The 25,099-nt window shown below is 61.6% G+C and carries 25 protein-coding genes; 7 read left to right on the forward strand and 18 right to left on the reverse strand.

Annotated elements, in window-relative coordinates; all coding sequences use genetic code 11:
- Positions 1 to 12: 12 nt before the first annotated feature.
- Genes QMX91_RS07455 through cpaB form a run of 4 tightly spaced genes read right to left on the reverse strand, consistent with a single transcriptional unit; the run spans position 13 to position 4,644 of the window.
- Positions 13 to 1,281, reverse strand: coding sequence for a CpaF family protein (locus tag QMX91_RS07455; RefSeq protein WP_098967055.1), 1,269 nt, complete (start codon positions 1,279 to 1,281; stop codon positions 13 to 15).
- On the reverse strand, positions 1,278 to 2,468 hold the full coding sequence (locus QMX91_RS07460) for a pilus assembly protein (RefSeq protein WP_098967053.1): 1,191 nt from the start codon (positions 2,466 to 2,468) through the stop codon (positions 1,278 to 1,280). The genes QMX91_RS07455 and QMX91_RS07460 overlap by 4 nt, the downstream gene beginning before the upstream one ends.
- The gene (locus QMX91_RS07465; protein ID WP_282412494.1) at positions 2,465 to 3,688 is read right to left on the reverse strand and encodes a type II and III secretion system protein family protein; all 1,224 of its coding nucleotides are present in this window, start codon (positions 3,686 to 3,688) and stop codon (positions 2,465 to 2,467) included. Before QMX91_RS07465 ends, QMX91_RS07460 begins: the two co-directional genes overlap by 4 nt.
- 20 nt (positions 3,689 to 3,708) lie before the next feature.
- Positions 3,709 to 4,644 carry a Flp pilus assembly protein CpaB gene (gene cpaB, locus QMX91_RS07470; RefSeq protein WP_282412495.1) on the reverse strand — a complete coding sequence of 312 codons (936 nt, stop codon included), beginning with the start codon at positions 4,642 to 4,644 and terminating at the stop codon, positions 3,709 to 3,711.
- A gap of 345 nt (positions 4,645 to 4,989) precedes the next feature.
- Between cpaB and QMX91_RS07475 the strand changes: the two genes are divergently transcribed.
- The 3 genes from QMX91_RS07475 (at position 4,990) to QMX91_RS07485 (ending at position 6,003) form a co-directional block, all read left to right on the forward strand.
- A complete protein-coding gene (locus QMX91_RS07475; protein ID WP_102357094.1) occupies positions 4,990 to 5,196 on the forward strand; it encodes a Flp family type IVb pilin in 207 nt (68 codons plus the stop codon).
- A 120-nt stretch (positions 5,197 to 5,316) separates the two neighbouring features.
- A complete protein-coding gene (locus QMX91_RS07480; RefSeq protein ID WP_134785354.1) occupies positions 5,317 to 5,529 on the forward strand; it encodes a Flp family type IVb pilin in 213 nt (70 codons plus the stop codon).
- A 66-nt stretch (positions 5,530 to 5,595) separates the two neighbouring features.
- Complete coding sequence (locus tag QMX91_RS07485) at positions 5,596 to 6,003, forward strand: response regulator (protein WP_025111740.1); 408 nt, start codon at positions 5,596 to 5,598, stop codon at positions 6,001 to 6,003.
- Between the two features lie 59 nt (positions 6,004 to 6,062).
- Here the strand turns inward: QMX91_RS07485 and QMX91_RS07490 are convergent, their stop codons facing one another.
- Positions 6,063 to 6,848, reverse strand: coding sequence for a response regulator transcription factor (locus QMX91_RS07490; protein WP_096794830.1), 786 nt, complete (start codon positions 6,846 to 6,848; stop codon positions 6,063 to 6,065).
- Between the two features lie 118 nt (positions 6,849 to 6,966).
- The gene (locus QMX91_RS07495; protein ID WP_134785353.1) at positions 6,967 to 7,437 is read right to left on the reverse strand and encodes a prepilin peptidase; all 471 of its coding nucleotides are present in this window, start codon (positions 7,435 to 7,437) and stop codon (positions 6,967 to 6,969) included.
- 75 nt (positions 7,438 to 7,512) lie between these two features.
- On the opposite strand from QMX91_RS07495, the gene QMX91_RS07500 reads away from it, so the two are divergent.
- Complete coding sequence (locus QMX91_RS07500) at positions 7,513 to 7,959, forward strand: TadE/TadG family type IV pilus assembly protein (RefSeq protein WP_134785352.1); 447 nt, start codon at positions 7,513 to 7,515, stop codon at positions 7,957 to 7,959.
- Entirely contained in the window at positions 7,956 to 10,703 is a 2,748-nt protein-coding gene (locus QMX91_RS07505) for a PAS domain-containing sensor histidine kinase (protein ID WP_282412496.1), read from the forward strand. The genes QMX91_RS07500 and QMX91_RS07505 overlap by 4 nt, the downstream gene beginning before the upstream one ends.
- Here the strand turns inward: QMX91_RS07505 and QMX91_RS07510 are convergent.
- From QMX91_RS07510 to QMX91_RS07530, 5 genes are all read right to left on the reverse strand, one after another.
- Positions 10,700 to 12,700, reverse strand: coding sequence for a pilus assembly protein TadG-related protein (locus QMX91_RS07510; protein WP_282412497.1), 2,001 nt, complete (start codon positions 12,698 to 12,700; stop codon positions 10,700 to 10,702). The two genes, QMX91_RS07505 and QMX91_RS07510, sit on opposite strands and share 4 nt — an antisense overlap.
- 253 nt (positions 12,701 to 12,953) lie before the next feature.
- Positions 12,954 to 13,511 (reverse strand): DUF4136 domain-containing protein, encoded by a 558-nt coding sequence (locus tag QMX91_RS07515; protein ID WP_007963018.1) that lies wholly within the window; start codon positions 13,509 to 13,511, stop codon positions 12,954 to 12,956.
- A gap of 51 nt (positions 13,512 to 13,562) precedes the next feature.
- Positions 13,563 to 14,171: a DUF4136 domain-containing protein gene (locus QMX91_RS07520; RefSeq protein ID WP_210556638.1), complete on the reverse strand. Its 609-nt coding sequence runs from the start codon at positions 14,169 to 14,171 to the stop codon at positions 13,563 to 13,565.
- Positions 14,172 to 14,183: 12 nt separating this feature from the next.
- Complete coding sequence (locus tag QMX91_RS07525) at positions 14,184 to 14,933, reverse strand: methyltransferase (RefSeq protein ID WP_222016751.1); 750 nt, start codon at positions 14,931 to 14,933, stop codon at positions 14,184 to 14,186.
- Complete coding sequence (locus QMX91_RS07530; RefSeq protein WP_007951009.1) at positions 14,933 to 15,235, reverse strand: MazG-like family protein; 303 nt, start codon at positions 15,233 to 15,235, stop codon at positions 14,933 to 14,935. Before QMX91_RS07530 ends, QMX91_RS07525 begins: the two co-directional genes overlap by 1 nt.
- 160 nt (positions 15,236 to 15,395) lie before the next feature.
- On the opposite strand from QMX91_RS07530, the gene QMX91_RS07535 reads away from it, so the two are divergent.
- Together QMX91_RS07535 and QMX91_RS07540 are read left to right on the forward strand one after the other, a co-directional pair.
- The gene (locus tag QMX91_RS07535; protein WP_007963021.1) at positions 15,396 to 15,689 is read left to right on the forward strand and encodes a hypothetical protein; all 294 of its coding nucleotides are present in this window, start codon (positions 15,396 to 15,398) and stop codon (positions 15,687 to 15,689) included.
- A 151-nt stretch (positions 15,690 to 15,840) separates the two neighbouring features.
- Positions 15,841 to 17,190: an MATE family efflux transporter gene (locus tag QMX91_RS07540; RefSeq protein ID WP_098967040.1), complete on the forward strand. Its 1,350-nt coding sequence runs from the start codon at positions 15,841 to 15,843 to the stop codon at positions 17,188 to 17,190.
- On the opposite strand, the gene QMX91_RS07545 is transcribed toward QMX91_RS07540, so the two are convergent.
- From QMX91_RS07545 to QMX91_RS07575, 7 genes are all read right to left on the reverse strand, one after another.
- Positions 17,184 to 18,059, reverse strand: a complete 876-nt coding sequence (locus QMX91_RS07545) for an alpha/beta hydrolase (RefSeq protein WP_282412498.1) — start codon at positions 18,057 to 18,059, stop codon at positions 17,184 to 17,186. The two genes, QMX91_RS07540 and QMX91_RS07545, sit on opposite strands and share 7 nt — an antisense overlap.
- A 12-nt stretch (positions 18,060 to 18,071) precedes the next feature.
- On the reverse strand, positions 18,072 to 18,866 hold the full coding sequence (locus QMX91_RS07550; protein ID WP_282412499.1) for a DUF4123 domain-containing protein: 795 nt from the start codon (positions 18,864 to 18,866) through the stop codon (positions 18,072 to 18,074).
- The gene (locus QMX91_RS07555) at positions 18,863 to 20,200 is read right to left on the reverse strand and encodes a contractile injection system protein, VgrG/Pvc8 family (protein WP_134785346.1); all 1,338 of its coding nucleotides are present in this window, start codon (positions 20,198 to 20,200) and stop codon (positions 18,863 to 18,865) included. The genes QMX91_RS07550 and QMX91_RS07555 overlap by 4 nt, the downstream gene beginning before the upstream one ends.
- A 230-nt stretch (positions 20,201 to 20,430) precedes the next feature.
- On the reverse strand, positions 20,431 to 22,344 hold the full coding sequence (speA, locus tag QMX91_RS07560; RefSeq protein ID WP_003221289.1) for an arginine decarboxylase: 1,914 nt from the start codon (positions 22,342 to 22,344) through the stop codon (positions 20,431 to 20,433).
- 219 nt (positions 22,345 to 22,563) lie between these two features.
- Positions 22,564 to 22,935 (reverse strand): translation initiation factor Sui1, encoded by a 372-nt coding sequence (locus QMX91_RS07565; RefSeq protein WP_007914613.1) that lies wholly within the window; start codon positions 22,933 to 22,935, stop codon positions 22,564 to 22,566.
- Between the two features lie 188 nt (positions 22,936 to 23,123).
- Positions 23,124 to 23,681 carry an NUDIX hydrolase gene (locus QMX91_RS07570; RefSeq protein ID WP_134785345.1) on the reverse strand — a complete coding sequence of 186 codons (558 nt, stop codon included), beginning with the start codon at positions 23,679 to 23,681 and terminating at the stop codon, positions 23,124 to 23,126.
- 3 nt (positions 23,682 to 23,684) lie between these two features.
- Entirely contained in the window at positions 23,685 to 24,752 is a 1,068-nt protein-coding gene (locus tag QMX91_RS07575; RefSeq protein WP_007963034.1) for a DUF2333 family protein, read from the reverse strand.
- Positions 24,753 to 25,099 lie beyond the last annotated feature (347 nt).

Genomic DNA, 25,099 nt, shown 5'->3' on the forward strand with positions numbered 1-25,099 from the left:
AGTCCCATGCGGTCAGCCCAGGTGGGTCTCGTGGCGCAACTTGTCGCCCGCCGGATTTACCGCTTCGCGCAGGAAGCCGAAACCAGTGCGCCGATCAAGGCGAAACAAGGTGTTGGTGACGTAGACGTCTTCACGGATGCCGACCACTTCCACCACCTCGCTGACACAGCGGCGGCCGTCGGGCATGCGAGTCAGCTGGATGATCACATCGAGGGCGGCGCAGATCATCTGGCGCAAGGTGCGCTCGGCGATCGAGCGACCGGTCAGCCCCACCAGCGTCTCCAACCGCAGCAACGCATCCTGGGCATTGTTGGCGTGTACGGTGCTCATCGAGCCGTCGTGACCGGTGTTCATCGCGGTCAGCACATCGACCACCTCGACTCCACGAATCTCGCCAAGGATGATCCGGTCGGGGCGCATGCGCAGGGCGTTGCGGATCAGGTCGCTGGCCTTGACTTCGCCGTGGCCCTCGGCATTCGGCGGACGGGTTTCCAGGCGCACAACATGCGGGTGGCTGAGCTGCAATTCGGCGACGTCTTCGATGGTCACCAGACGTTCGTGGGGGTTGATCAATTGGCTGAGGATGTTCAGCAGCGTGGTTTTGCCGGTGCCGGTACCGCCGCTGATCAGCACGTTACAACGCTTGCCGACCGCCTCCTGAAGGAACTCGAAAATCGCCAGATCGATGGTCTGCATCGCCATCAGATCACTGCTTTTGAGCATGTCCTTGCGAAACTTTCGAATCGACAGGCAGGGGCCGTCGAGCGCGATCGGCGGGATGATCGCGTTGACCCGGCTGCCGTCCGGCAGACGTGCATCGACCATCGGCGAAGACTCGTCGAGACGCCGCCCGAGTGGCGCGAGAATCCGTTGCATGACCCGCTCGACGTGGTGCGCGTCGATAAAACGCAGGTCACTCTGATGCAGCACGCCATCGCGTTCGATGAATACCCGGTGCGGGCCGTTGACCAGAATCTCGGTCACTGACTGATCGCGCAGCAGTACTTCCAGCGGACCGAAACCGGTGAGTTCATCGACGATTTCTTCGGCCAGCCGCTCCATCTCGTAACGGGAAATCGCCAGGTGCAGGCGGGCGATGTATTCGGCGACCTTGTCAGTGACAAACTGCGCCAGCAATTGGCGCGAGCCCTCCAGCAGGTTTTTCCCCGACTCTTCGATGGCGTCGATGATGTAGCGGTGCAGGACCAGTTTCAGGCCTTCGTGATCGGTATTGCCGGTCGCGCCGCGCTGCACCGCGCCGAACAGTTTTTCCGCGCTCATGAGGTGCCTCGCAAGCGGTCGAACCAGGTGACTTTGGGTTTGGCCAGGCCTTCGGAGCGCTTGGCCAGACGCTCACCGAGAGCACGCAGGCTTTGCGTGAGTTTTTCCCGCGGGGCCAGTTCGAACAGGCTGACGCCCTGATTCTTGGCGTTCAGGCGCACTTCGGCATTGGCCGCCAATACCGCGATCACTTCGAGGTTGAAGGTTTTGCCCAGGGTTTCAGCATCCGGGGCCACGCTGCCCAGATAGCCGTCCACCAGCAAACGTGCGTGGTCGAGCTTCATGCCCTTCTCGCGCCACAAGTTGAGTACAGCGAGGTTGCGCCGGCAATTGAGCACGTTCTGATCGGTGTACCAGATCAGCTTGTCGCAGTGGCTGACAAACGTGCGTAAGGCTTCACTGTCGGACTGCCCGGTCAGATTCACGACGATGTGCTGGAAGTGTTGGCGCAAGGCGCTGAGCAACATGTACAGCTCGGCGGCACTGGTGTTTTCCAGCGGCTCGTCGCTGCTGGCATACGCCAGAATCCGCAGCCCCGCTTCAGCGCTGGTAAAGGCACTGTCGATCAGCGTCGCGTCGAGCCTGCGCAAGTGACGCAAGGCATCGCCGAAGTGGAACGAGCTCTCGAGCCCGAGCAGCGCCAGGCTGTCACCGCGCGGCAGGCCCAGGTCCAGCAGCAAGGTCTGCTGTCCGCTCTTTTGCACCACCTGTGCCATATGGTTGGCCAGCAGCGCGCCATCCGAATAGCTCTGCGTGCCGTACAACACCGTAAGGCCGCCAAGCTGGGTGTTGGCCGCCACGGGGGGCAGACGTTTGTTCAGGCGCCGCACCAGCCCCGCGACCTCACTGGCCCGCGAACCGTAGGCGACGAAATCCCGGGCGCCGGCACGCATGGCGTTGAGCACCAGTTGGTTGTCCATGCCGTCGCCGAGCGCAACGATGGCAAGCATCGGTTTGGCTTCCAGCGCGCCTTCGATCAACGCACTCTGCGCCACCACATGGTCGCGATCGAGGCCGACGAACACCAGGCTGGCGAAGGTGACATCGACCAGCGCCAGCAACTCGTCCAGGCTCCCGGCCCCGGCGCTCACCACTTGGCCCAGCGGCGCGAGTGCGCCTTGCAGCCACTCCAGATCGGTGCTGTTACGGGTGATCGCCAGAAAAGTCTGGCTGAGGTTCTGGTTCATTGGGACAGCCCACTGCGTTTGTCGAAGTTGCCGTTTTCGAGGAAGAACATGCGGTAGAAATTCGGATCGTAGTTGCGCAGTTTTTCCCCCGGCAGCGATGGCAGTTGCGCGTCCGCCGCCAGAGGCTGCAGCAGGTGCGGGGTGACAATCATCAGCAGTTCGCGCTCTTCGCGTCTGATCTGCGAGCCTTTGAAAAAGGCGCCGAGCACCGGGATATCGCCCAGCCCCGGAAACTTGTTCACCTGCGAACTGTTGGTGGTGCTGATCAGGCCGCTGATCACGAAGCTTTCGCCATCGGCCAGCGAGACGCTGGTGTCGGTACGGCGGATGGTCAGGGCCGGCACGGTGGTGCCGGCTATCTGCACAGCGTTGCTCAAATCCAGTTCGCTGACTTCCGGTGCGACTTTCAGCGCGATGCGGTCGTGGCTGATCACGGTCGGGGTCAGGGTCAGGCGGATACCGAACTCCTTGTACTCGATCGACACGTTGTCGCTGCCGGCGCTGGGCACCGGAATCGGGATTTCACCACCGGCCAGAAAACTTGCGCTCTGCCCGCTCAACGCCACCAGGCTGGGGCGCGCGAGGGTGTAGGCGAAACCGCTGGTTTCCAGCGCGTTGATGATCGCCATGGTCTTGCCGCCGATCCACGAAAAATTGAACAGGCCGTTATCCACCGGCAGTCTCGGCGTCGGCACGCCATCGATTGGCGGCAACGTACCGGGCGAACCAAACAGGAAATTGCCCCGTGTACCGATTAGCGAAGCGGTGGCTTCCTTGAGTTTGGTGCGGCTGACTTCGACGAAACGAATGTCGGTCTGCACTTGCGAGGGCAGCATCGGATCATCGGAAGGCATTCTGCTGGCGCTGGTCAGTGCGGCAGTGGCACTGCCCTTGACGAACACCATGCTCTGGCGCGGCTCACTGGAGCACGACGTCCAGACCATCAGGCTGGTGGCGCCGGGGGCCACGCCGGTGAGTAGAAACGAGGCGCTGCCGGTGTCGTGCACATCAGCGATCTTCGGGTCGCCGATGGCCACGCGGGTGATTGCCACGGGCGACTGGATGTCCTGCTGGAAGCCTTCGCCGATCTCGATCACCGGCGGCATACGGCCGAGTGCCGAGCAATTGCCGGTGGCCGCGACGGCGGCGTTGATCGACAGTCCCATCAGTATCAAGGCCCGGAAGACAGGTGTTAATAGCGGCCTGAATCGACTCTGCATGCACGTGGATCCTTGCTCAGTCATGGGGCTTGTTGGGAAAGCTGATTGCCGCGGATCACTTCCATCGGCCGCGCACCGCCATGGCCGCCAGCGGCCGGCGCTTTTGGCGCGGCACCGAGGGCCAGTTGGGTGAACTGGAAGAGCTGGCTGTTGGCGTTGTCCACATGCGCCGGTGACTGGGTTTCACCGGCCCAGTACTTGGCCAGACGCTGTTCTTCGCTGCTGCGCACGGCCAGGCGCAACGTGCCGACCTGAGTGGCGAGCATCATCCGGCTGAGCAATTGTTCGGGCACCGCCAGCACCACGGTGCGTGCAGCGATCCGGCGTTGATCCTGTTTGAGTTTTTCGTCGGCGCTCAAGGCCGGGGTGGCGGGTTGGCCGTCGTTGGTCAGGCCGTATTGCTCACCGACACCGAGTACGCGCATGGCCGGCACCACGATCTGCGCCGACTGCTGCAGATTGCTCGCGTCCTGACGCAGGTAGAGCAGCACATCGACGTAGTCGCCGGGAATCAGTTGCCCGGCGGCACCGATCACTTCGTCCACGGCCACAGTGAGCGCACGCTCATCACTGTGAATCATCCGCGCCAGTGAGCCACCGGCCTGAAAGCTTTCGTCGTTGAGCCAGGTGCCTGCGCTCAAGTGCCGCCACGGCGTGCGACCCACCGCTTGCTCGACACTGGAAAGGCTGCCGGCTGGCGCACTGCGCAATTTCTCCACCGCCACATCGGCAGCCGTGAGCGGCGTGAACGGCGGCACATCGTGCAACAGCACGACCACTGGCTGGCGGGTCTGATCTTCGGCGGCGGCCACGGTTTTTTCCATGGCGACTGCCGGGGCGGCAGGCACTTGGGCAACGGGAGCCGGTTGCCGACTGAGCATCAGGCCCCAGTAGCCGACGACGATTGCCCCCAGCAGCAGAACGGCTGCAAGCCCCATGGTGACGCGACTGTTCATGACGGCTCTCCCTTTCCTCACTGCACCGACAGCCTGTACTTCCTGCCGAGAGAATTTTTCGCGATCAGGCAGCTATGAACATGCAACGATTTCGCTATTTCCAAGCTAGCTGATCCGAGACAAAACGCCATTACTGACAGCAAAATAACTCACTAAAGTATGAGTCCTGGCCAATTAACTGCAGGGTTTGGCTCGACTAACGTTCTGGTTAATCCTTTGTGATTAATCCGTTCTTACAGTTGTTGACCGGGGGTTTGTTGACAATGCTCTGATAGCACGGTGAAAGCATGCCGCTGTAGCGTTGGATCGGCGCCAGAGGCGCGAAGGAGTGGACGTATGTTTCGGATGATCATCGACTATCTACTGGCCAGGGCCAGGCTGCTGTGCAGAAGTGAAGAAGGCGCATCTGCCATCGAATACGCGATTGTGGTGGCAATGGTGGCGGTCGTGGTCGTGGTGTTTGTGACGCCCATCGGCGACAAGGTGCTGGCCATCTTCAACCTGGTACTGACCAAACTCGGTGGCGCTACGCAGGTCAGACCGACACCTTGATCAAAAACCTTGCCCCTCTTCCAGTGCCCGGTCCCATGCTCACCCATAGCAGCGCTCAGGCACTGGCAAGTCATCGGATTTCACAGGTCCGATCTCCCGTTGTAACTAAGGAGAATGTCAATGATCCTTGAATACCTGATCATGCGCCTGAGGTCCTTTCTGGCCAGTACGGAAGCCGCGTCAGCCATCGAATACGCCATTGTCGTGGCGATGGTCGCGGTCGTCGTGGTGGTATTCATCACCCCATTGGGCGCGAAGATATTTGCGATTTTCAACAATGTTCTGGTGGCGCTCGGTGGAGCCTCGCAAACCGCTCCGGTGCAAACCCCCTGATGTGAGTCGCGTCCGGCGAATGTCGCGCTACACTCGATCTCACTTCCAGCTTTTCAGGGACTGCCCATGACTGCTTCCTCACTCCCCCGCCAACAGTTGCTTCTGGTTGACGACGAAGAGGACGCGTTGCTTGAGCTGGCCGAGTTACTGGAGGGCGAGGGCTTTGTCTGCCACACCGCCACCTCGGTGAAACTCGCCCTGCATCACCTCACCCGCCATCCGGATATCGCGCTGGTGATCACCGATCTGCGCATGCCGGAGGAGTCCGGCATGTCGCTGATCAAACGCCTGCGCGAGCACACTTCACGCCAGCATCTTCCAGTGATCGTGACCTCCGGACATGCCGACATGGAGGACGTCAGCGACATGCTGCGTCTGCAGGTGCTGGATCTGTTTCGCAAGCCGATCTACCACGTGCGCCTGTTGGAAACCCTGGACAATCTGTTCCCCAAACCCAAGACGCAAGCCGGATAATCGCTCAAGGTATTTTTGGCAGAATTGACTGCCTGCCCGCGAAGGGCAGGCAAGTGGGATCAGTGTGCGGTCACACGCTGACGGGCGGCCGAGGCACTGGGCGATAGCGCCAATGCCAACTGGGTGCGGTTGTGCATATGGGTCAGGCGCAAGACCTGCGAGACATACAATTTCACGGTGTTTTCGGTGATGCCCAACTCGCAGGCGATCTGATAGTTGGTCTGCCCTTTGCCCACCAGCCGCGCCACATCCAGTTGCCGTGGTGACAGCTGATTGAAGATCGCCGGAATCTCCTGCTCGGCTTCGGCGCCGTCGCCGCCGAGCATGTCTTTGACCACCGCCGCCGGATTGCGCCGGACCTTGTCCAGATCCTGGTAGAGATCGTCGATGGATTCCGAGAGAAACTGCAGCTTCTGGTTCAGGTGTCCCAACTGGACATTCTTGTGCCGCTCTTGCAGGGCCGCTTCCTGACGTTTCACGCCTTCGAGCAGTTCATCCAGCTGGATCGGCTTCTGGTAGTAGTCGGCAATCCCGGCACGCAGGGCCTTGATCACGTCCTGTTTGTCGGCGCGCCCCGTGAGCATGATCGCTTCGAACACCCGGTGTTTGCCGCTGATGCGTTGCAGCTCCTGCACCAGTTGGATGCCATCCATGTCCGGCATATGCAGGTCGCTCAGCACCAGACCGATTTCGGCGTCTTCACTGAAACGCTCGATCGCCTGAGTGCTGGATTCACACGGCACACAGCGGTACCCGCTGCTTTCGAGAAACTCGCACAATTCTTCGACGATCAACGGTTGATCATCGACCACGAGCACTTTTACCGCCGACGTAAGCTTGTTCACGAACCACTCCATTGCTCGGGCCAAAGCTGACTTTTTCTGCACTTTGGCGATGTAACCACTTCATTTGAAAGTAGACGCACTTTCCGACTATGTACATAGGACTAGTGGCATCTGGCGACTAATGGATCCAATGTATCGAAGCCAATACACCTGCCAGCACGAACGGTGCAAATGGCAGCTTCTTTGACGCTCCTGGCTCTAAATATCGAAGACGTTCTCTAAGCCATTGACTCATATGAAGCCAGACTCTTGGCGCAACGAGCAGCCACAGCAGACTGGCGATACCAGCGCCGATAAACGCACAAAGAATGAATAAACCGTTCGTCGCAAGGCCCATGGCTGTCATTAATTTCACATCGCCTGCGCCCATCCGGCCCATGAAATACCCAGGAACAGTCAACATCAGGGCGATCGCGGCGGCCGACCATCCCTGCTGCGCATCGGCTCCGAACCAGGTGGTGCCAGTCGCCAGCAAATGGATCAGCGCCAGCGCTCCTGCACCGAACGTCAGCACATTGGCGATACGCCGTTGCCGGGCATCCTGGGCGGCGCACAGGGCCAGCCAGATCAGGAGAACTAAACTCTGCATCCGGTTAAATCCATCCGATTTTGCTGAATGATTCTATGCTGATACTACGCAGTGAAAGTCAGGGTAGACGCACTCATGAAAACCGGCTTCGCAAAATCACAGGCAGGCGCAGTGGCGATCGAATTCGCCTTGGTATTCGTGATTTTTTTCGCCGTGTTCTACGCGCTGGTCAGTTACAGCCTGCCGTTTATATTGATGCAGACTTTCAACGAGGCGACATCTGAAGCGGTGCGCCGCAGCGTCGCAGTCGACCCCAACACTCCCGGTTATGCTTCCGTGGTGGTGAGCACTGCCAACACCGCGTTGACCCAACAGTTGCAGTGGGTGCCATCCGCGCTGAACCTGGTGGTCGGCGTCGATACCTCGGCGGTGTATGACGCCACTCAAGGTACGCTGACGGTCAGAGTCGATTACCCCACCAGCAAGCTCAATCAGGTCATTCCATTTCTGGTGCTGCCGGGCGTGGGTGCAGTGCCGAGTCTGCCCGCCACCCTCTCCGCGGCGTCGAGCCTGAAATTTTGACCGCCGGCGACAATCTGTTCGGGCGCCTGCTCAAGCGCGCGCCACCGCCGGCCAACGAACTGCCCGATCATCTCGGCGCACCGCCGCTGGGCCTGCACCTGCAACTGAACCACGACGGCGGCGTATTGCAGATCGCCGGGCCGTTGCGCCACCAACTCGCGCAACAGCCACCCCACGACTCGCCGCTGCCGTTGTCGGCTTATTTACTCGCGCACAGTACGTTGGCAATTGAAGGCCGCCCGCAGGACTGGCAAGGGCAAATACTCGATCTGGATTTTCCCGGCCTCAGCGATCAGACCCTGCACCTGCGCGGTTGGGTACAGCCTTCGGCCGACGGCTGGATGCTGCAACTGATGGACATCGGCGACCTGCTGCTGGAGCGCCAGCAGTCGCGCAACCGTGAAGCCAGTCAGGCACTTGCCGGACAGATCAGCGAACACCTGCGCGTCTGTAGCCTGACGCGTTTGCCGCTGGTGCTCAGCGAGCAACTGCAGGCCATCGCCCAGCGCTGGCATATCCCGTGTCTGGCTCTCGCCCTGCTCGACGAACAGGAGCAGGGCTGGCAGATCTACGAGCAATATCGCGCCCACGACGCGCCGTTGCTGTGGCAGGACGGCCAACGTCTGGGCACGCCGCTCGACAGCCTCAACGGCAGCGCGCCGCAACGCCTCGGCGCCCATCATGGCTTGTACGACCACGCGCGGGTGGAGGCCACGTTCGGCAACGCCGACGGGTTCGCCGTGCCCTACAGCGATGATCGAGGGGTGGTGGCGTGGCTGCTCTGCGGCTTCTACACCGTGGACATTGCCGCCCCGCACCTGAACGACCGCGACTGGATGGCCCTGACCAGCGCACTGGCCGGCCCGCTGCTCAGCCGCCTGCGAGAACAGCAACATCATCACTACACCGAACGCCTGGAATCGCTGCAGACCCTGCTCGGCACCGGTTGGTGGGAAATGCTTGGCGACGACATGCTGCTGGCGCCTACGCTGCTCGATGTGTTGCCGGCGGACCGTGCTCGCATCTCGCTGCAAGATTGGCTCGCACTGATTCATCCGGCCGACCGCGAAGAACTGCGCAGCCGCCTGCATGCCCTGCAATTGCACGGCGAGCCCCTGACCCTGTGCGTTCGCCTGCACCGCAGCGGCCCCGGACAAACGCCCCTGTGGTATCGCGTTCAGGGCCAGGTCGCCGGCAGCGGTGAACAGCGGCGGCTGGTGGGATTCATGCTCGACATCAGCGACACGCGCAACCAGCAGCAACGCGCCGAAGCCGCCCATGCGCGGCTGGATAACCTGATCGCCAGTTCGCCGGCAGTGATTTATGTGCAGCGCTACGTCGAAGGTGCGTTGCTTGCGGACTTTTTCAGCGCCAGCCTGCAGCCGCTGCTGGGCTGGACGCCGGCCGAGGGCTGCGCCGCCGACTGGGTGCAACTGATTCACCCCGAAGACCGCGAGCTGTATTTCGCTCGCACCCGGCAACTGTTGCGCGAAGGCTCGGCGCGTGCGCGTTTTCGCTTGCGCGACGCACGCGGCGACTACCACTGGCTGCTCGACGAAGCCAAACTGCTGCGCAATGATCTTGGTCTGCCGGTCGAAGCCGTCGGGCTGTGGCTGGACGTCACCGAAGCGACCCTCGCCGCCGAACAGGTCAGACACAGCGAAGAGCGTTACCGGATTCTGGTGGAAGACTCTCCGGCGATGATCTGCCGTTATCGCCCGGACCTGACGCTGACCTTCGGCAATCGGCCGCTGGCGACTTATCTGGAATGCACCCCGGAGCAATTGCCGGGGGTAGATCTGGGCAGCTGGATGTCCGACGAACAACGCGCCGCCTTCATCCAGCGTCTGGCACTGCTGACCCCGGAGCTACCAGTGAGCACTGCCGAAATCAGCCTGCAATTACCCGGGCGCGAACATGCATGGTGGGTGTGGTCCGATCGCGGGGTGTTCGATGAACACGGGCGCCTGCTTGAAGTGCAGGCCGTGGGCCGCGATAACACCGAGGTGCGGCGCTCGCAGCAGCAACTCACGCAAAGCGCAAAAATGGCCACCCTCGGCGAAATGGCCACTGGTCTGGCCCATGAAATCAATCAGCCGCTGAACGTGATGCGCATGGCCATCGTCAACGTGCTCAAGCGCCTGGGCAACGGCGATGTGCAGATCGACTATCTGACCGACAAACTCAATCGCATCGACGCCCAGGTGCAGCGCGCCGCGAAAGTGGTCGATCACATGCGCGTGTTCGGCCGTCGTTCGGAGATCGAGCAACAACTGTTCAACCCGGCCTCGGCCATCGAAGGCACCTTGTCGTTGCTGGCCGAAGGCATGCGCGGCAAAGGCGTCGACCTGCGGATCAGCGAAACCGCTTTCAGCGTGCAGGTGCGCGGTTACGTCGATCAGTTGGAGCAGGTGCTGATCAACCTGATGGTCAACGCCCGCGATGCGCTGCTCGGCAAACGCGAGAAAGACTCATCGTTCAAGCCATGGATCTCGATTTATGCCGAGCGCGGCGAGCACAAGGTTCGGCTGTGGGTCGAGGACAACGGCGGCGGCATCGAGCCGCGTTTGCTGGAGCGGATTTTCGAACCGTTCTTCACCACCAAACCGGTGGGCGTCGGCACCGGGCTGGGGCTGTCGGTGAGCTACGGCATCATCGAAAACATGGGTGGTCATTTGAGCGTGCGCAACTCGCTGGAGGGCGCACGTTTCTGCATCGAGTTGCCGATTGCACCGGACGCCTAGATCACCAGATAGGCCTTGCCGGTCTGGCCGCAGGTCATGTTGGCACCGACGTCGACGTCCATAAGGTTGATGCCCAGGCTTTTCAGCAGATTGTTGAGCAAGGGGTCGAGCAAAGGTGCCAGCAAGTTAGTGACCACCGGCAGTAATTTGTTGGTGACATCGCTGATCAAAGAAGCGACCCCGGTGACGATAGAGCCCAAAGGATTACTGCCCTGCGGTTTGTAGACAGTCAGGTTGATGCCGGCCAGAGTCCCGGCGAGGCTGCCAACGATGTCAGTGGTTGGTGCCGCTGACTGCACGCTGGGTAGCAGCTTGAGGTTGGCCGGTGTATTGAACGGTGGAACGCTGGCGTTCACGCTGGAAAACAGCAGATCCTGGGTGTTTTTCGCGACGCTGGTGTCGAGCATGATCCCGATTCCTCCGGCCCCGAACTGAACGTGGCTGCTCGCGTCGCAGCCGAATAGCCCGTAGCAAGTCTCGATGCCCAGATCAATCAGCGGCAACGGCGTGACCGTCGGTTCGGCGGACGAGGAAAAGGCGTTGGACGGATCGATCTTGCCGAGTTTGAGATCGGCAATGGAGGTGATGGTATGGGCAGTCAGGCTCTTTACTCCAGTCGTACCTGTCGGACAACTGTAATCCGTGACATAGCTTTGAGCACCGCCCGCATCCAGACTGATATCGATTTCCGGAGAGGGCAGGAGTCTCGGGGCCAGTTGCTCGCAACCGGCTCCAAGCAGGCAGAGAACTGAGTTCAATGTGGCCGCCAGATCCAGGTGCAGCAGCGCATTCAAAGTCGGCGTCAAGGCACCCACTAATCCGAGCACGGCATTGGTCAACCCAGCCACCCCACTCAATACCGGCAGATTCACCGAGATGAAGGTGCGAATCTGCGCCGTGCGCACATAAATCCGGTCCGCCCCCAACGGATTGGCCTTGGCCCGCGCTGGATCACCAATCGCCGAAAACTGCGGCGGCTCGATCACCTTGACCCGCACCGTGACATTCGCCAGCCCCAGCACGCTGATCGGCAAGGTCGCGGCCACCGCGCTTTTGCTGTTGGCCAGTTGCACCACACCCTGAATCAGTTGCAGCAGTTGCAGGTTGGCATCCAGCCCGGCGGCGGTGGTGCCGGTCTGCAACTGCAGAATGTCGCCGAGTTTGACCGGCGCAGCATTGATCGCCGCAACCTGCAGCTGACCCAGCGCAGTGATCACCGTCGCGGTCGCGCCATTGAGCTGCACCACCGTCGCGGCCGCCTGAATCAGTTGGGTGACCGTGGCCTGGGTGTTGAGCAGTTGCGTGTAGTTGCCGGCGGCGACGTTGAGGTTGATCGCCAGTTGGTTGAGGTAGCTGAGCAGGTTGATGTCGGTGTTGAGCAGACCGTCCCAACCCAGTGCCGTGAGGTTGACGTTGCCGCCGAGCAGCCCGGAGAACAGCGGATTGAGAATGTTCGACTGGGCGGTGTTGATGCTCGCCAGCATACTGCGGATGTTCAGTTGCGCAACCGTCGGGGTCGGCTGCGCGGCGACGGCCGAGGCGTTGAGCGTGGTGTTCAGGCTGACCGCAGAGCCGCTGAACAAGGCCTGTACGCCGCCGGCAAAACTGGTGGTCACCGTGCGGCTGGCGTCCACTTTGATTGCGCTCGACCGGGTTGCATCGACGGTGAACGCACGCAGGCCGCTGGCCGCGGTCTGCACACTGCCGCAGGTCGTCGCGAGGGTGTTGTTGCTATCGATGATGTAGCCATTGCGCACTGCGCTTTGCCCGGCATAAGTGGCTGCACTGAGGCCTGACTGACAATTGCCGCCGCGACTGACCGCTTCCAGCGCCGCACTGTCGACCACCCGCTGCAACTTGCGCTGCTCCATGTACAACCGACCGGTGTCGACCACCAACAGCATCAACACCAGCGCCAGACTGAGGGTGGCAGCCGCCATCAACCCGATCGCCCCGCGTTGCCGGGCCGGGCCGTTGAACTGCGTACGAGGCGACATGGCGCACTCCTTTGCCGGCGCGTTGCCGAGCGCTACCTCCGATGGTGGATTTGAGTGTAGACGGCGCTAGTGGCAACGCGCCATTTGGTGCTGCACAAAACCCTGCAGACCTCGTCTTCTCGCGAATGCGCTGTGTCATTCAACATGGATGTGGCTGACACGCCGTCTTCGCGAGCAAGCCCGCTCCCACAGGGAGATTTGTGGTGGGGCAAAAAATGGGAGCCTCTTGGGCTCCCTTTTTTTTTACAGCGAACTAGCGCGGTGGATAGTTGGCCAATATCCGGCTGACGGTTTCGCGCACTGCGTTGCTGCGATCCTGCGGATTGGGCGTGCTGCTGAGCATCTGTTCATCGCTGCCGCGCCACACCAGTTTGCCGTCCTTGCCGTCGAGCAGGTCGATCTGGATCGTTGCCACCTTGTAGGTGATGTTGCGGGTTTCGTTGTACATCGGCGCGCCCCAATACCCGTTCCACGGGCCACCCCAACCGCCGCCGTAGTTGGTGGTCACTTGCTGCTGGCGATCCTCGACGATCAGGTAGGTTTGCACGCTCAGGTCGCCTTTGGCCCCCGCAGCGGCAGGGCGCAAGCCGCGTTGATCAAGTTGATCGCTGACGGCCTGGCGGATGCGTTGCTCGGTCAGGTCGCTCTTGATCCGTGGATCATCCGGGCGATATTGCAGCGCCGGTTCTTTCCAGCTCCAGCTGCGATAGGCGGCGAAATCGCGGCTGGCGTCAAAGTCGTGATTGACCTGGTTGGCAGCGCAGGCACTGAGCAGCGCGGCCATGGCCAGTAAAGCGAGACGACGGAACATGGTTGTTCTCCGGTTGAAGGCCTGAACCTGCGAAGCGTTCTCACCTGAAGTCTAGCTCGGCGGATACGCCGACAGGGCTTTTTCCAGAGCCTCGCGAATGGCGTCGGTGCGCACCAGTTGGCTACCCTGATTGGCGGTTTCGGCGCTGGCGCTCCACACCGGTTGACCGGTGCCGGCGTCGAACAGATTGACCTGCACCACCACGACCTGCTCCTGATAGGTGCGAACAATCGGCACAGTGTTGTACATGCCGTAACCGCGCCCGTAGCGATCATAGCCACTGTATCCGCCGTAACCGTAATCGTCCTGCACCTGCCGCAAGCGGGTTTCCAGACGCAGATTGGCGCTGACCAGCAAATCGGCCGGACGATTGTCGTGCAACGGCCGCAGACCACGCTGATCCAGCGCATTGCTGACGGCTTCAGCCACTTGCGCCGAGTCGGCCCAGGCCGTGCCCGGCGGTAACTGCCCGTTGAGCCAGGCCCAACTGCGATAGCGCCCGTAATCGCGTGTCGGCGCCGGGTAGGCGCTGCGATCAAACGTATTGGCCGCTTGCGGCGGCGCCGGCGGCAACGGCCGCGACTGCGCGACATACGGGTTGCTGCCCTGGCAGGCGGCCAACCCCAGACAGATCAGCAATAACCCGAGTTGAGCTTTCATGTAGTGCTCCGATCAGATCGGCCGGCAGATCCAGTGCAAGTAACGCCCAAGCCCGGCGAAGCTTGGGTGACGACGGTGCGCAAGTTCCATCTCCAGCAAGTCCACCAGTTCGGCGCGGGCCTGGAATTCCACCGGCATGTAGTCGTGGAAAACCCGGATCCCGCTCTGGGTTTCGACCTGCCACAACCCTTCGAGTTGCGTTGCCAGTTCCCGCGGGTCGAGCGGTTGCTGCGGGGTCAGGCTCTGCTTTTCACCGGCCATGGTGTTTTTGCGCATTTTCTTGAAATGGCCCTTGAGCAGGTTGCGGTAGATCAGCGCATCACGGTTGTAGAACGCCAGCGACAGCCAGCCACCGGGCTTGGTCAGTTGATGCAGCACCGGCAGGATCGCGTGAGGTTCGGCTAGCCATTCGAGCACCGCGTGGCAGATCACCAGATCGTAGGGCTCGGTGAGCTGACCGAGCAGCTCCTGCCACGGCGCCTGAATGAACGTTGCGCTCTGCCCGGCTTCGGCGAAGCGCTGACGGGCGCCCTCAAGCATCGGCTCAGCCGGTTCGGTAAAGGTCACCTGATGGCCGCGCTCGGCCAACCACAGCGACATGTGGCCCAGACCGCCGCCGATGTCCAGCACGCGCAGCGGTCGGTCCGGCAATGCTTCGGCCAGGTCGGCCTGCAACACCGCGAGGCGAATCGCGCCTTTGGCGCCACCGTAGATTTTTTCGGCGAACCGGGTCGCCAACTGATCGAAATGCCGGTCGCTCATCAGCTGAACCGCCGTTCGCTGTCGGCGAGCTTGCTGCGCACCACTTCATTCATGTCCAGCCCCAACTCGCTGCACAGCAGCAACAGATACAGGACGATATCGCCGACTTCCTGCCCGGCATGCGCCAGTTTGTCCGCCGGCAACTGGCGTGACTGGTCTTCGGTCAGCCACTGGAAAATCTCCACCAACTCGGACATCTCGACGCTGGCGGCCATGGCGAGGTTTTTCGGGCTGTGAAATTGCCGCCAGTCATTGCGGTCGCGAATGGCGTGCAGGCGTTCGGTCAGTTCAACAAGGTTCATCGGGCTCTCCTGAAGGCGTATAGCTTCGGGGGGATGTCGGCTGAACGCAAGCGGCCATGGCTCGCTCCCACACAGGATTGAGGCAAACCCTCTATAGTTGCAGGGAACTCGGCCACCCGCGCGGTGGCCCAAGGCTCAGCTCTTTCATCAGGATGCACACATGCAGGTAGAAAGCTTTTTCGAATGGCTCGGCCAGGCACTCGGTTCGATCATCCGTTTCATCGTCGACGGCCTCAGCGGCCTGTTCAACATTCTGAGCAACGCCGGCGGCAACTTTGTCGATGGCCTGGCGAAGACGCTGGGCATGGACACTTCGATCATCAGCATCCTCGCGCTGATCGTCGGCCTGATGCTGCTGTGGTCGGCGATTCGCGCGTTCATGAATGCGTCGATCATTGCCGGGATCATCTGGCTGCTGTTGGGGTTGTGGTTGTTGAGCTGGATTATTCACTGACACCCCCTCTTCCCCTGTGGGAGCGGGCTTGCTCGCGAAAGCGTCAGATCAGTAAAAGCTGTTTTGACTGACACACTGCCTTCGCGAGCAAGCTCGCTCCCACAATAGATCGCATGAATCGCTACAATCCCCGCTCCCCCAAGGAGCCCGCATGTCCAACCTGATTGCCGACTGGCGCGACCGCCCGACTCACCGCAAGGTCTGGGCGCTCGCCGCGCCGATGATTCTTTCCAATATTTCCGTGCCGCTGGTGGCGCTGGTTGACAGCACCGTCATCGGCCACCTGCCCCACGCCCATCAGTTGGGCGCAGTGGCGGTCGGCGCCAGCCTCTACACGTTTCTCGCCTGGGCCATGGGCTTTCTGCGCATGGGCACTACGGGGTTTGCCGCTCAGGCCGCCGGGCGCAGCGACGGCGCGGCGTTACGGCAGATTCTGTTGCAGGGTTTGCTGCTGGCGCTGGGACTGGCGATCGTGCTCGGCACTCTCGGCGTGCCGTTGAGCGGCGTGGCCCTGCACTTCATGCAGCCGTCGGCCGAACTCGATCAACTGACCCGCGAGTTCTTCCACACCCGGTTATTCGGGCTGCCGGCAGCGCTGGCCAGTTACGCCCTGGTCGGCTGGTTCCTCGGAACCCAGAACGCCCGGGCGCCGCTGGCGATTCTGCTGAGCACCAACCTGATCAACATCGCTCTCAATCTGTGGTTCGTGATTGGCCTGGAATGGGGGGTGGTCGGTTCCGCCCGGGCCTCGGTGATTGCCGAGTGGAGCGGCGCCCTGCTCGGCCTGTGGCTTACCCGCGGCGCATTGCGCGCCTATCCCGGGCACATCGCCTGGACGGCCTTGAAGGTGTGGCAGAGCTGGCGCCCGCTGCTGGCGGTCAACCGCGACATTTTCATCCGCAGCCTGGCGCTGCAATCGGTATTTTTCCTGATCACCGTGCAAGGCGCGCGGCTCGGCGATGCCACGGTGGCGGCCAATGCTCTGCTGCTCAACGGTTTGCTGCTGACCGCGCATGCGCTGGACGGTCTGGCGCATGCGGTCGAAGCGTTGTGCGGACACGCCATCGGCGCCCGCGACCGGCTCGCCCTGCGCCGTTCGCTGGTGGTGGCCGGCGGCTGGTCGTTGCTGGCCAGCCTCGGTTTTGCCGCGCTGTTTCTGTTGGGCGGACACTTGTTCATCGAGATGCAGACCGACATCCAGAGCGTGCGCGATACCGCGTTCATCTATCTGCCGTATCTGGCGGTACTGCCGCTGATTGCGGTCTGGAGCTACTTGCTCGACGGCCTGTTCATCGGCGCCACTCGAGCCCGGGAGATGCGCAACGGCATGCTGCTGACCGTCGCCCTGCTGCTGCCGTTCGCCTGGGCATTACAGGGACTGGGCAATCATGGGCTGTGGATAACGTTCCTGCTGTTTATGGTCTTGCGCAGCCTGACCCTCGGCGCACTGGCCCTGTGGCTGCGGCGCAACGACGGCTGGTTCAGCGGTGCCGCTCACTGAGCCGGTGTGTGTTTGACGAACGCGACGACCTGATCGAGTACCGGCGCCAGTCGCCGAAGTGGCCGCGACAGGGTCGCCACCAGCGTCACATGACTGGGGCGCGAGTAGTACAGATCCTGCACCGGTACACCCGCCTCGCGCAGTTTGCGCGCCAGGCCTGCGGTGTTGCGCGTCGGGTTGACCAGATTGTCCTTGGTCGCGGCGATCAGCAGTGCCGGAGGCTCGCCCGCCCTGACGTGGTTGATCGGCTGCGATTGCGGCGGTGAGTCCGGCCAGAAGAATACCGGACGCACCTGCGGATTCTTGATGGGCAGAAAATCATACGGACCGGCCAGGCCGATCCAGCCGCTGAGGTCTTTTGGCGTCATGCCCACCGCACCGAGCAGCCCCGGATCCAGCGCCAGCATCGCCGCGTTGTAAGCGCCGGAACTGTGGCCCATCAGGTACAGGCGTTGCGGGTTGCCGGAGAACTCGCGGATATGCGCCCGGGTCCAGGCCACCGCCCGCGCCGAGTCTTCAAGAAACAACGGATAGCGCACCTGCGGGTAGAGCCGATAATCCGCCAGCACCGCGACAATCCCCCGCGACGCCAGCGCCTCGCCGACAAACGCGTAATCGCCACGATCACCGCTATTCCAGCTGCCGCCGTAGAAGAACACCACCACCGGCGCGCCCTCCAGCGGCTGGCGCGGCACGTAGACGTCGAGCTTCTGTCGAGGATCATCGCCATAGGCAATCCCGGCGGTTCTGTGAAACGTGTCGGCGGGGGTCAGCGCATTGAGCACCTTGACCGGGGAACATCCCGTCAGCACCAGCAGCAGAAACCCGCCGAGGACTGCGCCGAACCGCTGCCACAGAGGATTTGTCATGGATGTCGCACCTCAAGATTGATCGTTCTGCCACTGTCGCCGCACATGCTCGAGCCGTTCCTGCTGGCTCAGCCCGTCCGGCACGCCCGGCAGTTGCGCCCGCGGATGCTGCAAGCGTAGCCACAACCAGCCATCCAGCACCGTACGGTCGCTGAAACCCAGGCTCAGCCCCTCCTGCACATGGGAGGCCATCCGCGTGTAGTCGGTTCCGAGTGATTGGCACCAGCGCCAGATGTGGTGTTCCAACAGGCAACTTTGCAAACGTTCGCGCTGACGATGGGTAAGGCTTTCGTCGATCCCCAACGGCTCGACCGCCCACTGCGGATTGCGCAGTTGCTGCCAGCCCTGACTGCCGATGGCGAGGTCGGCCCAGGTGCCACCGAACCAGCGCATCAGCCGGATCGGCCCGAGCCAGCGGCTCAAGTCGGCGGCGTCACAGGCGTCGAAAAAATAACTCGCTGTCTGGCGGTTGTAATAACCGAGCAAGGCACGGTGATTGAGCCCGAACGAGACCGTCAGCATCCGGCGCAGGTGGCTCAGCATTACTGCCTGCGAGGCATCACTGGCGAACAACAACCCGCGCCAGGTCTGCGGATCACGCTGACACAGCGCCGCCAGTGCCGGGCAGTCATGCAGGTCGACCAGCAGCGGACCGTGCTCGCTTACCGCTTGAAACTCGGTGCCCTGGAACAGCCGCGTGCAACGTACGCTGGCGAACCCCTGGCGCAATGTCGCCAGCGCCTGCTGCGCATCGGCGCCATCGAGCAACAGCCACTGTACCTGCGGGGCAAAGCCGACGCCGCTCAAGCGGCGCCGTCCTGATCCAGCGACGCGACCAATCGGCAACTGCAGATCGACGCCGTGCAGTGGTTGTAACTGCCGCCGCCGGGCATAAGACACAGCAGCAACAGCGGTTCGGCAGACTTGAGCCATTGCGCCAGGCCCGCGCTCGGCAGCACGTCCGGCAGCGCCAATGGCGCTTCGCAGTCTTCGATCACCGCCGGCTCCTGCAGCACACCACTGATCACCGGCTGATCCGGATCGCCTTCATGAAAACTCACCACCACTTCAACGCCTTCACGCAACGATGTCAGTGAGGCGTCGCTCAACGCTGCTGCGAGCGGCAGCCAACAATGGCTGGCGGCAGCGCCTTCGCCCTGATAAAGCCAGTCGAACTGCACCGCCACCGGCCGCTGATCGTCGGGCTGCGGTTCATCGACCGTCACCACCCACGCACGTTGCAGACTGTGCATGCGCGGCCTGGCACAGGTGCTCGTCAATGTCGGCAGTTGCGCCTGGGCGGCGGCGACGATCCGGTTGCTGTAAGCCGGCTCGCTGGCGGGATCAGCACGATGCTCGATCCGGCTCAGCAACCAGCGGCGGTTGCATTCGGCAAACGGATGCGCGGTCAACGCCAGCCACTGCGCGGCGCGCAAGGTCGGCAGATCGCTGTGGCCATAAGCTTTGCCGGCCTGCGCCGAACCCGCGTCCACATCGCTGGCGTCCACCTGCATCTGCCAGCGTCTTACCGCCGGGGTGCTCGCGCCATCGTCCACAGACGCCGCGCCGGCCACGGGAAAACGCCCTGGATCATCGACAAAGACCAGACAGTGTCCGTCCGGCCGGTGCTCGAAGTAGTAGTGGATCCGCGCCTGCGCGCACAGCCGCTGCACAAACTGCAGGTCCGACTCCCGGTACTGGGTGCAGAAAGTGTGCACCGGGTATTCGCACTGCAAATCAAAACGCCGTTGCGCACCAACGATCCCATGCTCCTTGAGCACCTGCGCGAGGATCTTCGGCACGCACTGACTGCTGAAGATCCGCTGACTGAAACGCAGCGCCAGACAACTCAGCTTCGGTCCCAGTGTCACTCGACACAATCGGGCGCCCTGATCGTGCTCATGCTGAACGACACTCTGCAATTGCCCGCTCAGGCCATTGTGTCCGGGACCGAACTGCAGGAACGCCGAGCGGAAAAGCAGGCCGGCCAGGTCAAGTTGCGGATCATTGATCAACAGATCGATATCAAAGGCGAAGGGTTCGCTGATGCCCTCACTTCCGGTAAAGGCCAGCACCTCGAAGGGCTCGGGCAGCCCCGTTACATCGAGACGAAATGACGGCTCGTTGACTGATTCGAACATGGGCGGATCTCTACAGGAGGGGCGGCCGGGGATTCTCGCCGAGAGCCATGGCCGAGTAGAGAGCTGAAGTACAACTTAGGAAATGACCTACGCGAAAAGCAGACCGGATCACTTCTCCGGCTGTGGCAGGCAATTATTTCGCAGGGGATTTGGGAAATGTCCCACCGGGTCATCCGAATTTTCCACAGCTTGAGGGAAAATTTCAGACAACCCGGTGCAACAGACCTGACTCAGGAAGACAGGTAGGAGGAACGGGTCAGGCCCAGACGCAAGGCATCGAGGAACTGCGTACGCTCGCTGGCACTGATGCGGGCACTGGCGCACTTGTCGCGGTAGTGGGTCATCAGTTCTTCCGGCGACAAGTGCACGTAACGCAACATGTCTTCGATGGTGTCGTGGGTCTCGATACCGGCGTGGTACACGCTGCCATCGGCGTTCTGGTAGATGTTCACCGAGTCGGTGTCACCGAACAGGTTATGCATGTCGCCGAGGATTTCCTGATAGGCGCCGACCAGGAACACGCCCAGCAGATAGTCCTCACCTTCGTTCAGACCGTGTACCGGCAGGCTGGTCTCGATGCTCTGCTCGTCGACGTACTGGTTGATCTTGCCGTCGGAGTCGCAGGTCAGGTCTTGCAGCACCGCGCGACGCAGCGGCTCTTCATCCAGACGATGCAGCGGGATGATCGGCAGTACCTGATCGATCGCCCAGGTGTCCGGCAGGCTCTGGAACACCGAGAAGTTGCAGATGTACTTGTCGGCCAACTTGTCGTTGAGTTCGTCGAGCACCTGGCGGTGCGAACGCTGACGTGCCTTGAGCGAGTTGTGCAGGCGACGGCACACAGCGAAGTAGCACTGCTCGGCCAGGGCTTTTTCCGCCAGGGTCAGTTTGCCGTCGGCGTACTGCGAAGCCACGTCGCTCATGTAGTGCGTGGCGCGCCAGTAAGTCTCGGTGACCATTTCGATATCGGTCGGGCCGAGCAGGTCCACCAGCCACTGCACGGTTTCCGGCAGGTTTTCCTTGTTTTCGATCAGCGGGATTTCGTCGTTGTGTTTCTCGACGTCGGTCACCTGCACCACCAGCATCGCGTGGTGCGCGGTCAGCGAGCGGCCGCTTTCGGAGAAGATGTGCGGATGCGGCAGGCTCTGCGCGTCGCAGAACTCCTTGAGCATGCCGACCACGACACCGGCGTAGTCGTCCATGTCGTAGTTGATCGAACTGGCGTTGCGCGAGTGAGTACCGTCGTAGTCGACACCCAGACCGCCGCCGACGTCGATGTGATCGACCGGCAGGCCAAGGTTGCGCAGCTCGCCGTAGTAACGGATCGCTTCCTTGAAACCGTGCTGGTAGTCAGCCAGGTTGGCGATCTGCGAACCCATGTGGAAGTGCAGCAGACGAATGCCCTGATCGAGGCCGGCAGCGCGGAAGCGCTCGACCACCGACAGCAGTTGCGCCGCCGACAGACCGAACTTGGATTTCTCGCCACCAGTGTCCGCCCACTTCGACGACGCCAGCGACGACAGGCGCACGCGCAGGCCGACCTGTGGCTTGACCTTGAGCGAGGCGGCTTCTTCGATCACCAGGCCGACTTCGGATTCTTTCTCGATGACGATGAACACATTGTGGCCGAGTTTCTGCCCCATCAGCGCCAGACGGATGAACTCGCGGTCCTTGTAACCGTTGCAGACGATGGTGCCGCCCTTCGGCGCCAGCGCCAGCACCGCCAGCAGCTCAGGCTTGGAGCCGGCTTCCAGACCGATGGAAACGTTCTGGGTAGCGATGATGTTCTCGATCACCGCTTCTTGCTGGTTGACCTTGATCGGGTACAGCGCGGTGTACTTGCTCTGGTATTCCAGGCGCTCGATGTTCGAGTCGAAAGCACCGGTCAGCTGACGGACACGGTCTTGCAGGATGTCGGGGAAACGTACCAGCAACGGCAGGGACAAGCCGCTCTTGCGCAGTTGGTCGACTTGTTCGAACAGGTCGATAGGCGAGCTGCTCGGGCCGTTCGGACGAACTTCGACGCGACCGGCGTCATTGATCGCGAAATACCCGGCCCCCCAATGGCGAATCCCGTAAACACTGCGGCTGTCCGCAACTGTCCATTGGCTGCCATCGTCTTTACGTGTGCGTCGTACGGACATCGAAGTCCCCTATAAAGAAGTCATAGTGCGTCGCCTGATTGCAGGCCGGCGCAGTCTAAAGAATGAAAATGACGGTTCGTCAGCGCGGCGGTAGACCGCGCTGACCGCGTGTAGTTTAGAAACCGGTCATGAACAGGCTCTGTGAAAACCATGGAGACGACGCCGGATCTGAACTGCTTCAGTGCCGGATCAAGCCGCAGATGGATTTCACAGAGGCTGCTAGCCGCCGGACTTCTTCGCTTTGAAACCGTGTTTGATCAGCTCTGCCAAGAGTAGCTCGACATGATCGCCCTGGATTTCGATGATCCCGTCCTTCAACGCCCCACCGGTGCCGCAACGTTTCTTCAACGTTGTCGCCAGCTCCTTGAGGGCGTCTTCGGCCAGTGGCACGCCGGTGATGGTGGTCACCGTTTTGCCGCCACGGCCCTTGCTCTCGCGACGCACGCGGGCAATGCCGTCTCCGGCCGGTATAACGGTTTGTTTGCAGATACAGGCGTCCACCGGCTTACTGCATTCCGGGCAATGACGACCTGCGTCGGTGGAAAATACCAGGCCACCAAGGGCGGCGAAGGATGCGGCTTTTTTGGCCACCGGCAATCCTCTTGGGAGGACAAAGACTGATCGCAACCTTGGGCAAGGTCATCGACCGCGAAGCCCCACTCAGGCAGGGGCAGCGCTACTGCACCGTGCGCTTGAACAAAAGCAGGTCGGTGCAGCTTGAAAAGGTCGCGCAGTGTAACGGCAAAAAGCGCAATTGCTAAGAGCCAATCGGCGCCAATTTATGAGTTCTTTGCGACGTCGCTTTGCTGAGCCTTCAGATAGCGCTTCAACGCGGCCAGAGAGTCCGGACAGTAAGGCTTTTGCTCGATTTCGCGCATCACCTGCTCGACCGGAATAAAGCGTGCTTCCAGCACTTCTTCAGGCTGCAGTTTCAGCGGGCCGTCCCACACCGCGGAAAATGCCGAACACCACAAACGGTTGCCGGTGTCTTCGAAGAAGAAATGATCGTGGGCGGTCAATTCCACCCCGCTCACACCCAACTCCTCTTCCAGCTCGCGGGCCGCCGATTCGGCGTAGGTCTCATCGGCCTGCACCATGCCGCCGGCCGCCACATCCCAGTAACCGGGATAGATCGCCTTGCTCAGGGTGCGCCGGTGTACGCAGAGCTCACCAGCGGAATTGAACAACATGATGTAGGTGCCGCGCCCGATCAGCCCGCGCTCACGCAGATCGGCCCGCACCAGGGCGCCGAGCAAGTTGTCCTGCTCGTCGACCCAGGCGATCTGTTCGGCATCGGAGGCGGCGCGGTGCGCCGCCTCTTTGGCGCTATCGACCATGACTCAGCCCTGATTGAGCAATTGACGCAGATCGATCACTGCGGCGTTGGCCCGGGAAATGTAGTTGGCCATGACCAGCGAGTGGTTGGCCAGCACGCCGAAGCCGCTGCCATTGAGGATCATCGGGCTCCAGACCGGCTCCTGCGATGCTTCCAGTTCACGGATGATCTGACGCACGCTGACCGTGGCGTTCTTTTTCGCCAGCACATCGGCAAAGTCCACTTCGATGGCGCGCAACAGGTGCGACAGCGCCCAGGCCTGACCACGCGCTTCATAGAACACGTTGTCGATCTGCATCCACGGAGTCTCTACGACTTCCTCGTCAACTTGCGGTACTTCGCCAACCGCCGGCACTTCGGTTTTCAGCGCGGTGTTGAGCTTGACCCGGCCGACACTGGCGGACAGGCGTTGCGACAGCGAACCCAGACGGGTGCCGACATCGCCCAGCCAGTTGTTGAGGTTGTCGGCGCGGGCGTAGAACAAGGCGTTTTTCTGCGTTGGATCAGACAGACGCGCCTGGTAACGGCTCAGGGAGTTGATGCCTTCCTGGTATTCCGATTCGCTCGACGGCAGGATCCAGCTCTTGTTGTCGAAGTTGAAACGCGGTTCGGCCTTGGCCAGATCGGCATCTTCGGCCGACTGCGACTGCGAACGGGCGAAGTCTTTACGCAGGGCTCGGGTCAGGTCACGCACCTGCACCAGCACGCCGTATTCCCAGCTTGGCGTGTTGTCCATCCACAGGCCAGGCGGGAAACGGTCGTTGGAAATGTAGCCGCCCGGTTTGTTCAGCAACGTACCGGCAACGGTCTTGAGGGTTTCGACCGTGGTGTAGCCGACGACCATCTGCTTGCCTTCTTTCTCGGCAGCCGCCTGGGCGTTTTGTGCCACCGGAAACAGCGCCGGCTCCTGGCTCCAGTACCAGCCCAGGCCGATGGTCACCAGCAGATAAATGCCGATCAGCGTGGCCAGCGCGCGGCTGAACAACAGCCCGCCCACATAGCTGCGGGTGGCCGACTTCGGCTCAGCGGCACGTTCAGGCGCGCTGCCCGCGCGGTTCTTCCAGTCCAGCATGGCGATATCCTTTCAATCACTTGGGTTCAACGGTTCGACCACAACCATACAACAACGTGCCAAGGCCGGCACCCGCCATTGAAGAGAAGCAGAAAATCCACGGAACGCGCGACATCGCCCCGCGAACTCTCTAGGGGTTTCCCTGATGCACTATCACCAAAGACGCCCCGGAACAGGCAATTGCAGATCAGCGCCTGTCTACAGCGCAGCGTTGTGCACACAGGCATTTTGACCCGTCGATCAGCGCCATACTCTCGTTTTACGGGAGGCTCACCGACGAACAGGTTCAATCCGATACCGCCCGGTCAGAAACTGAATTGTGCAGCACCGCAGATTATTGATGCACG

It is taken from the genome of Pseudomonas sp. PS01299, assembly GCF_029960145.1.
GTDB lineage: Bacteria > Pseudomonadota > Gammaproteobacteria > Pseudomonadales > Pseudomonadaceae > Aquipseudomonas > Aquipseudomonas putida_A.

Coding starts and splice junctions, on each gene's coding strand:
- QMX91_RS07455 (WP_098967055.1), bottom strand. CDS start 1,281: ATGAGCGCGGAAAAACTGTTCGGCGCGGTGCAGCGCGGCGCGACCGGC.
- QMX91_RS07460 (WP_098967053.1), bottom strand. CDS start 2,468: ATGAACCAGAACCTCAGCCAGACTTTTCTGGCGATCACCCGTAACAGC.
- QMX91_RS07465 (WP_282412494.1), bottom strand. CDS start 3,688: ATGCAGAGTCGATTCAGGCCGCTATTAACACCTGTCTTCCGGGCCTTG.
- cpaB (WP_282412495.1), bottom strand. CDS start 4,644: ATGAACAGTCGCGTCACCATGGGGCTTGCAGCCGTTCTGCTGCTGGGG.
- QMX91_RS07475 (WP_102357094.1), top strand. CDS start 4,990: ATGATCATCGACTATCTACTGGCCAGGGCCAGGCTGCTGTGCAGAAGT.
- QMX91_RS07480 (WP_134785354.1), top strand. CDS start 5,317: ATGATCCTTGAATACCTGATCATGCGCCTGAGGTCCTTTCTGGCCAGT.
- QMX91_RS07485 (WP_025111740.1), top strand. CDS start 5,596: ATGACTGCTTCCTCACTCCCCCGCCAACAGTTGCTTCTGGTTGACGAC.
- QMX91_RS07495 (WP_134785353.1), bottom strand. CDS start 7,437: ATGCAGAGTTTAGTTCTCCTGATCTGGCTGGCCCTGTGCGCCGCCCAG.
- QMX91_RS07500 (WP_134785352.1), top strand. CDS start 7,513: ATGAAAACCGGCTTCGCAAAATCACAGGCAGGCGCAGTGGCGATCGAA.
- QMX91_RS07510 (WP_282412497.1), bottom strand. CDS start 12,700: ATGTCGCCTCGTACGCAGTTCAACGGCCCGGCCCGGCAACGCGGGGCG.
- QMX91_RS07515 (WP_007963018.1), bottom strand. CDS start 13,511: ATGTTCCGTCGTCTCGCTTTACTGGCCATGGCCGCGCTGCTCAGTGCC.
- QMX91_RS07520 (WP_210556638.1), bottom strand. CDS start 14,171: ATGAAAGCTCAACTCGGGTTATTGCTGATCTGTCTGGGGTTGGCCGCC.
- QMX91_RS07525 (WP_222016751.1), bottom strand. CDS start 14,933: ATGAGCGACCGGCATTTCGATCAGTTGGCGACCCGGTTCGCCGAAAAA.
- QMX91_RS07530 (WP_007951009.1), bottom strand. CDS start 15,235: ATGAACCTTGTTGAACTGACCGAACGCCTGCACGCCATTCGCGACCGC.
- QMX91_RS07535 (WP_007963021.1), top strand. CDS start 15,396: ATGCAGGTAGAAAGCTTTTTCGAATGGCTCGGCCAGGCACTCGGTTCG.
- QMX91_RS07540 (WP_098967040.1), top strand. CDS start 15,841: ATGTCCAACCTGATTGCCGACTGGCGCGACCGCCCGACTCACCGCAAG.
- QMX91_RS07545 (WP_282412498.1), bottom strand. CDS start 18,059: ATGACAAATCCTCTGTGGCAGCGGTTCGGCGCAGTCCTCGGCGGGTTT.
- QMX91_RS07555 (WP_134785346.1), bottom strand. CDS start 20,200: ATGTTCGAATCAGTCAACGAGCCGTCATTTCGTCTCGATGTAACGGGG.
- speA (WP_003221289.1), bottom strand. CDS start 22,344: ATGTCCGTACGACGCACACGTAAAGACGATGGCAGCCAATGGACAGTT.
- QMX91_RS07570 (WP_134785345.1), bottom strand. CDS start 23,681: ATGGTCGATAGCGCCAAAGAGGCGGCGCACCGCGCCGCCTCCGATGCC.
- QMX91_RS07575 (WP_007963034.1), bottom strand. CDS start 24,752: ATGCTGGACTGGAAGAACCGCGCGGGCAGCGCGCCTGAACGTGCCGCT.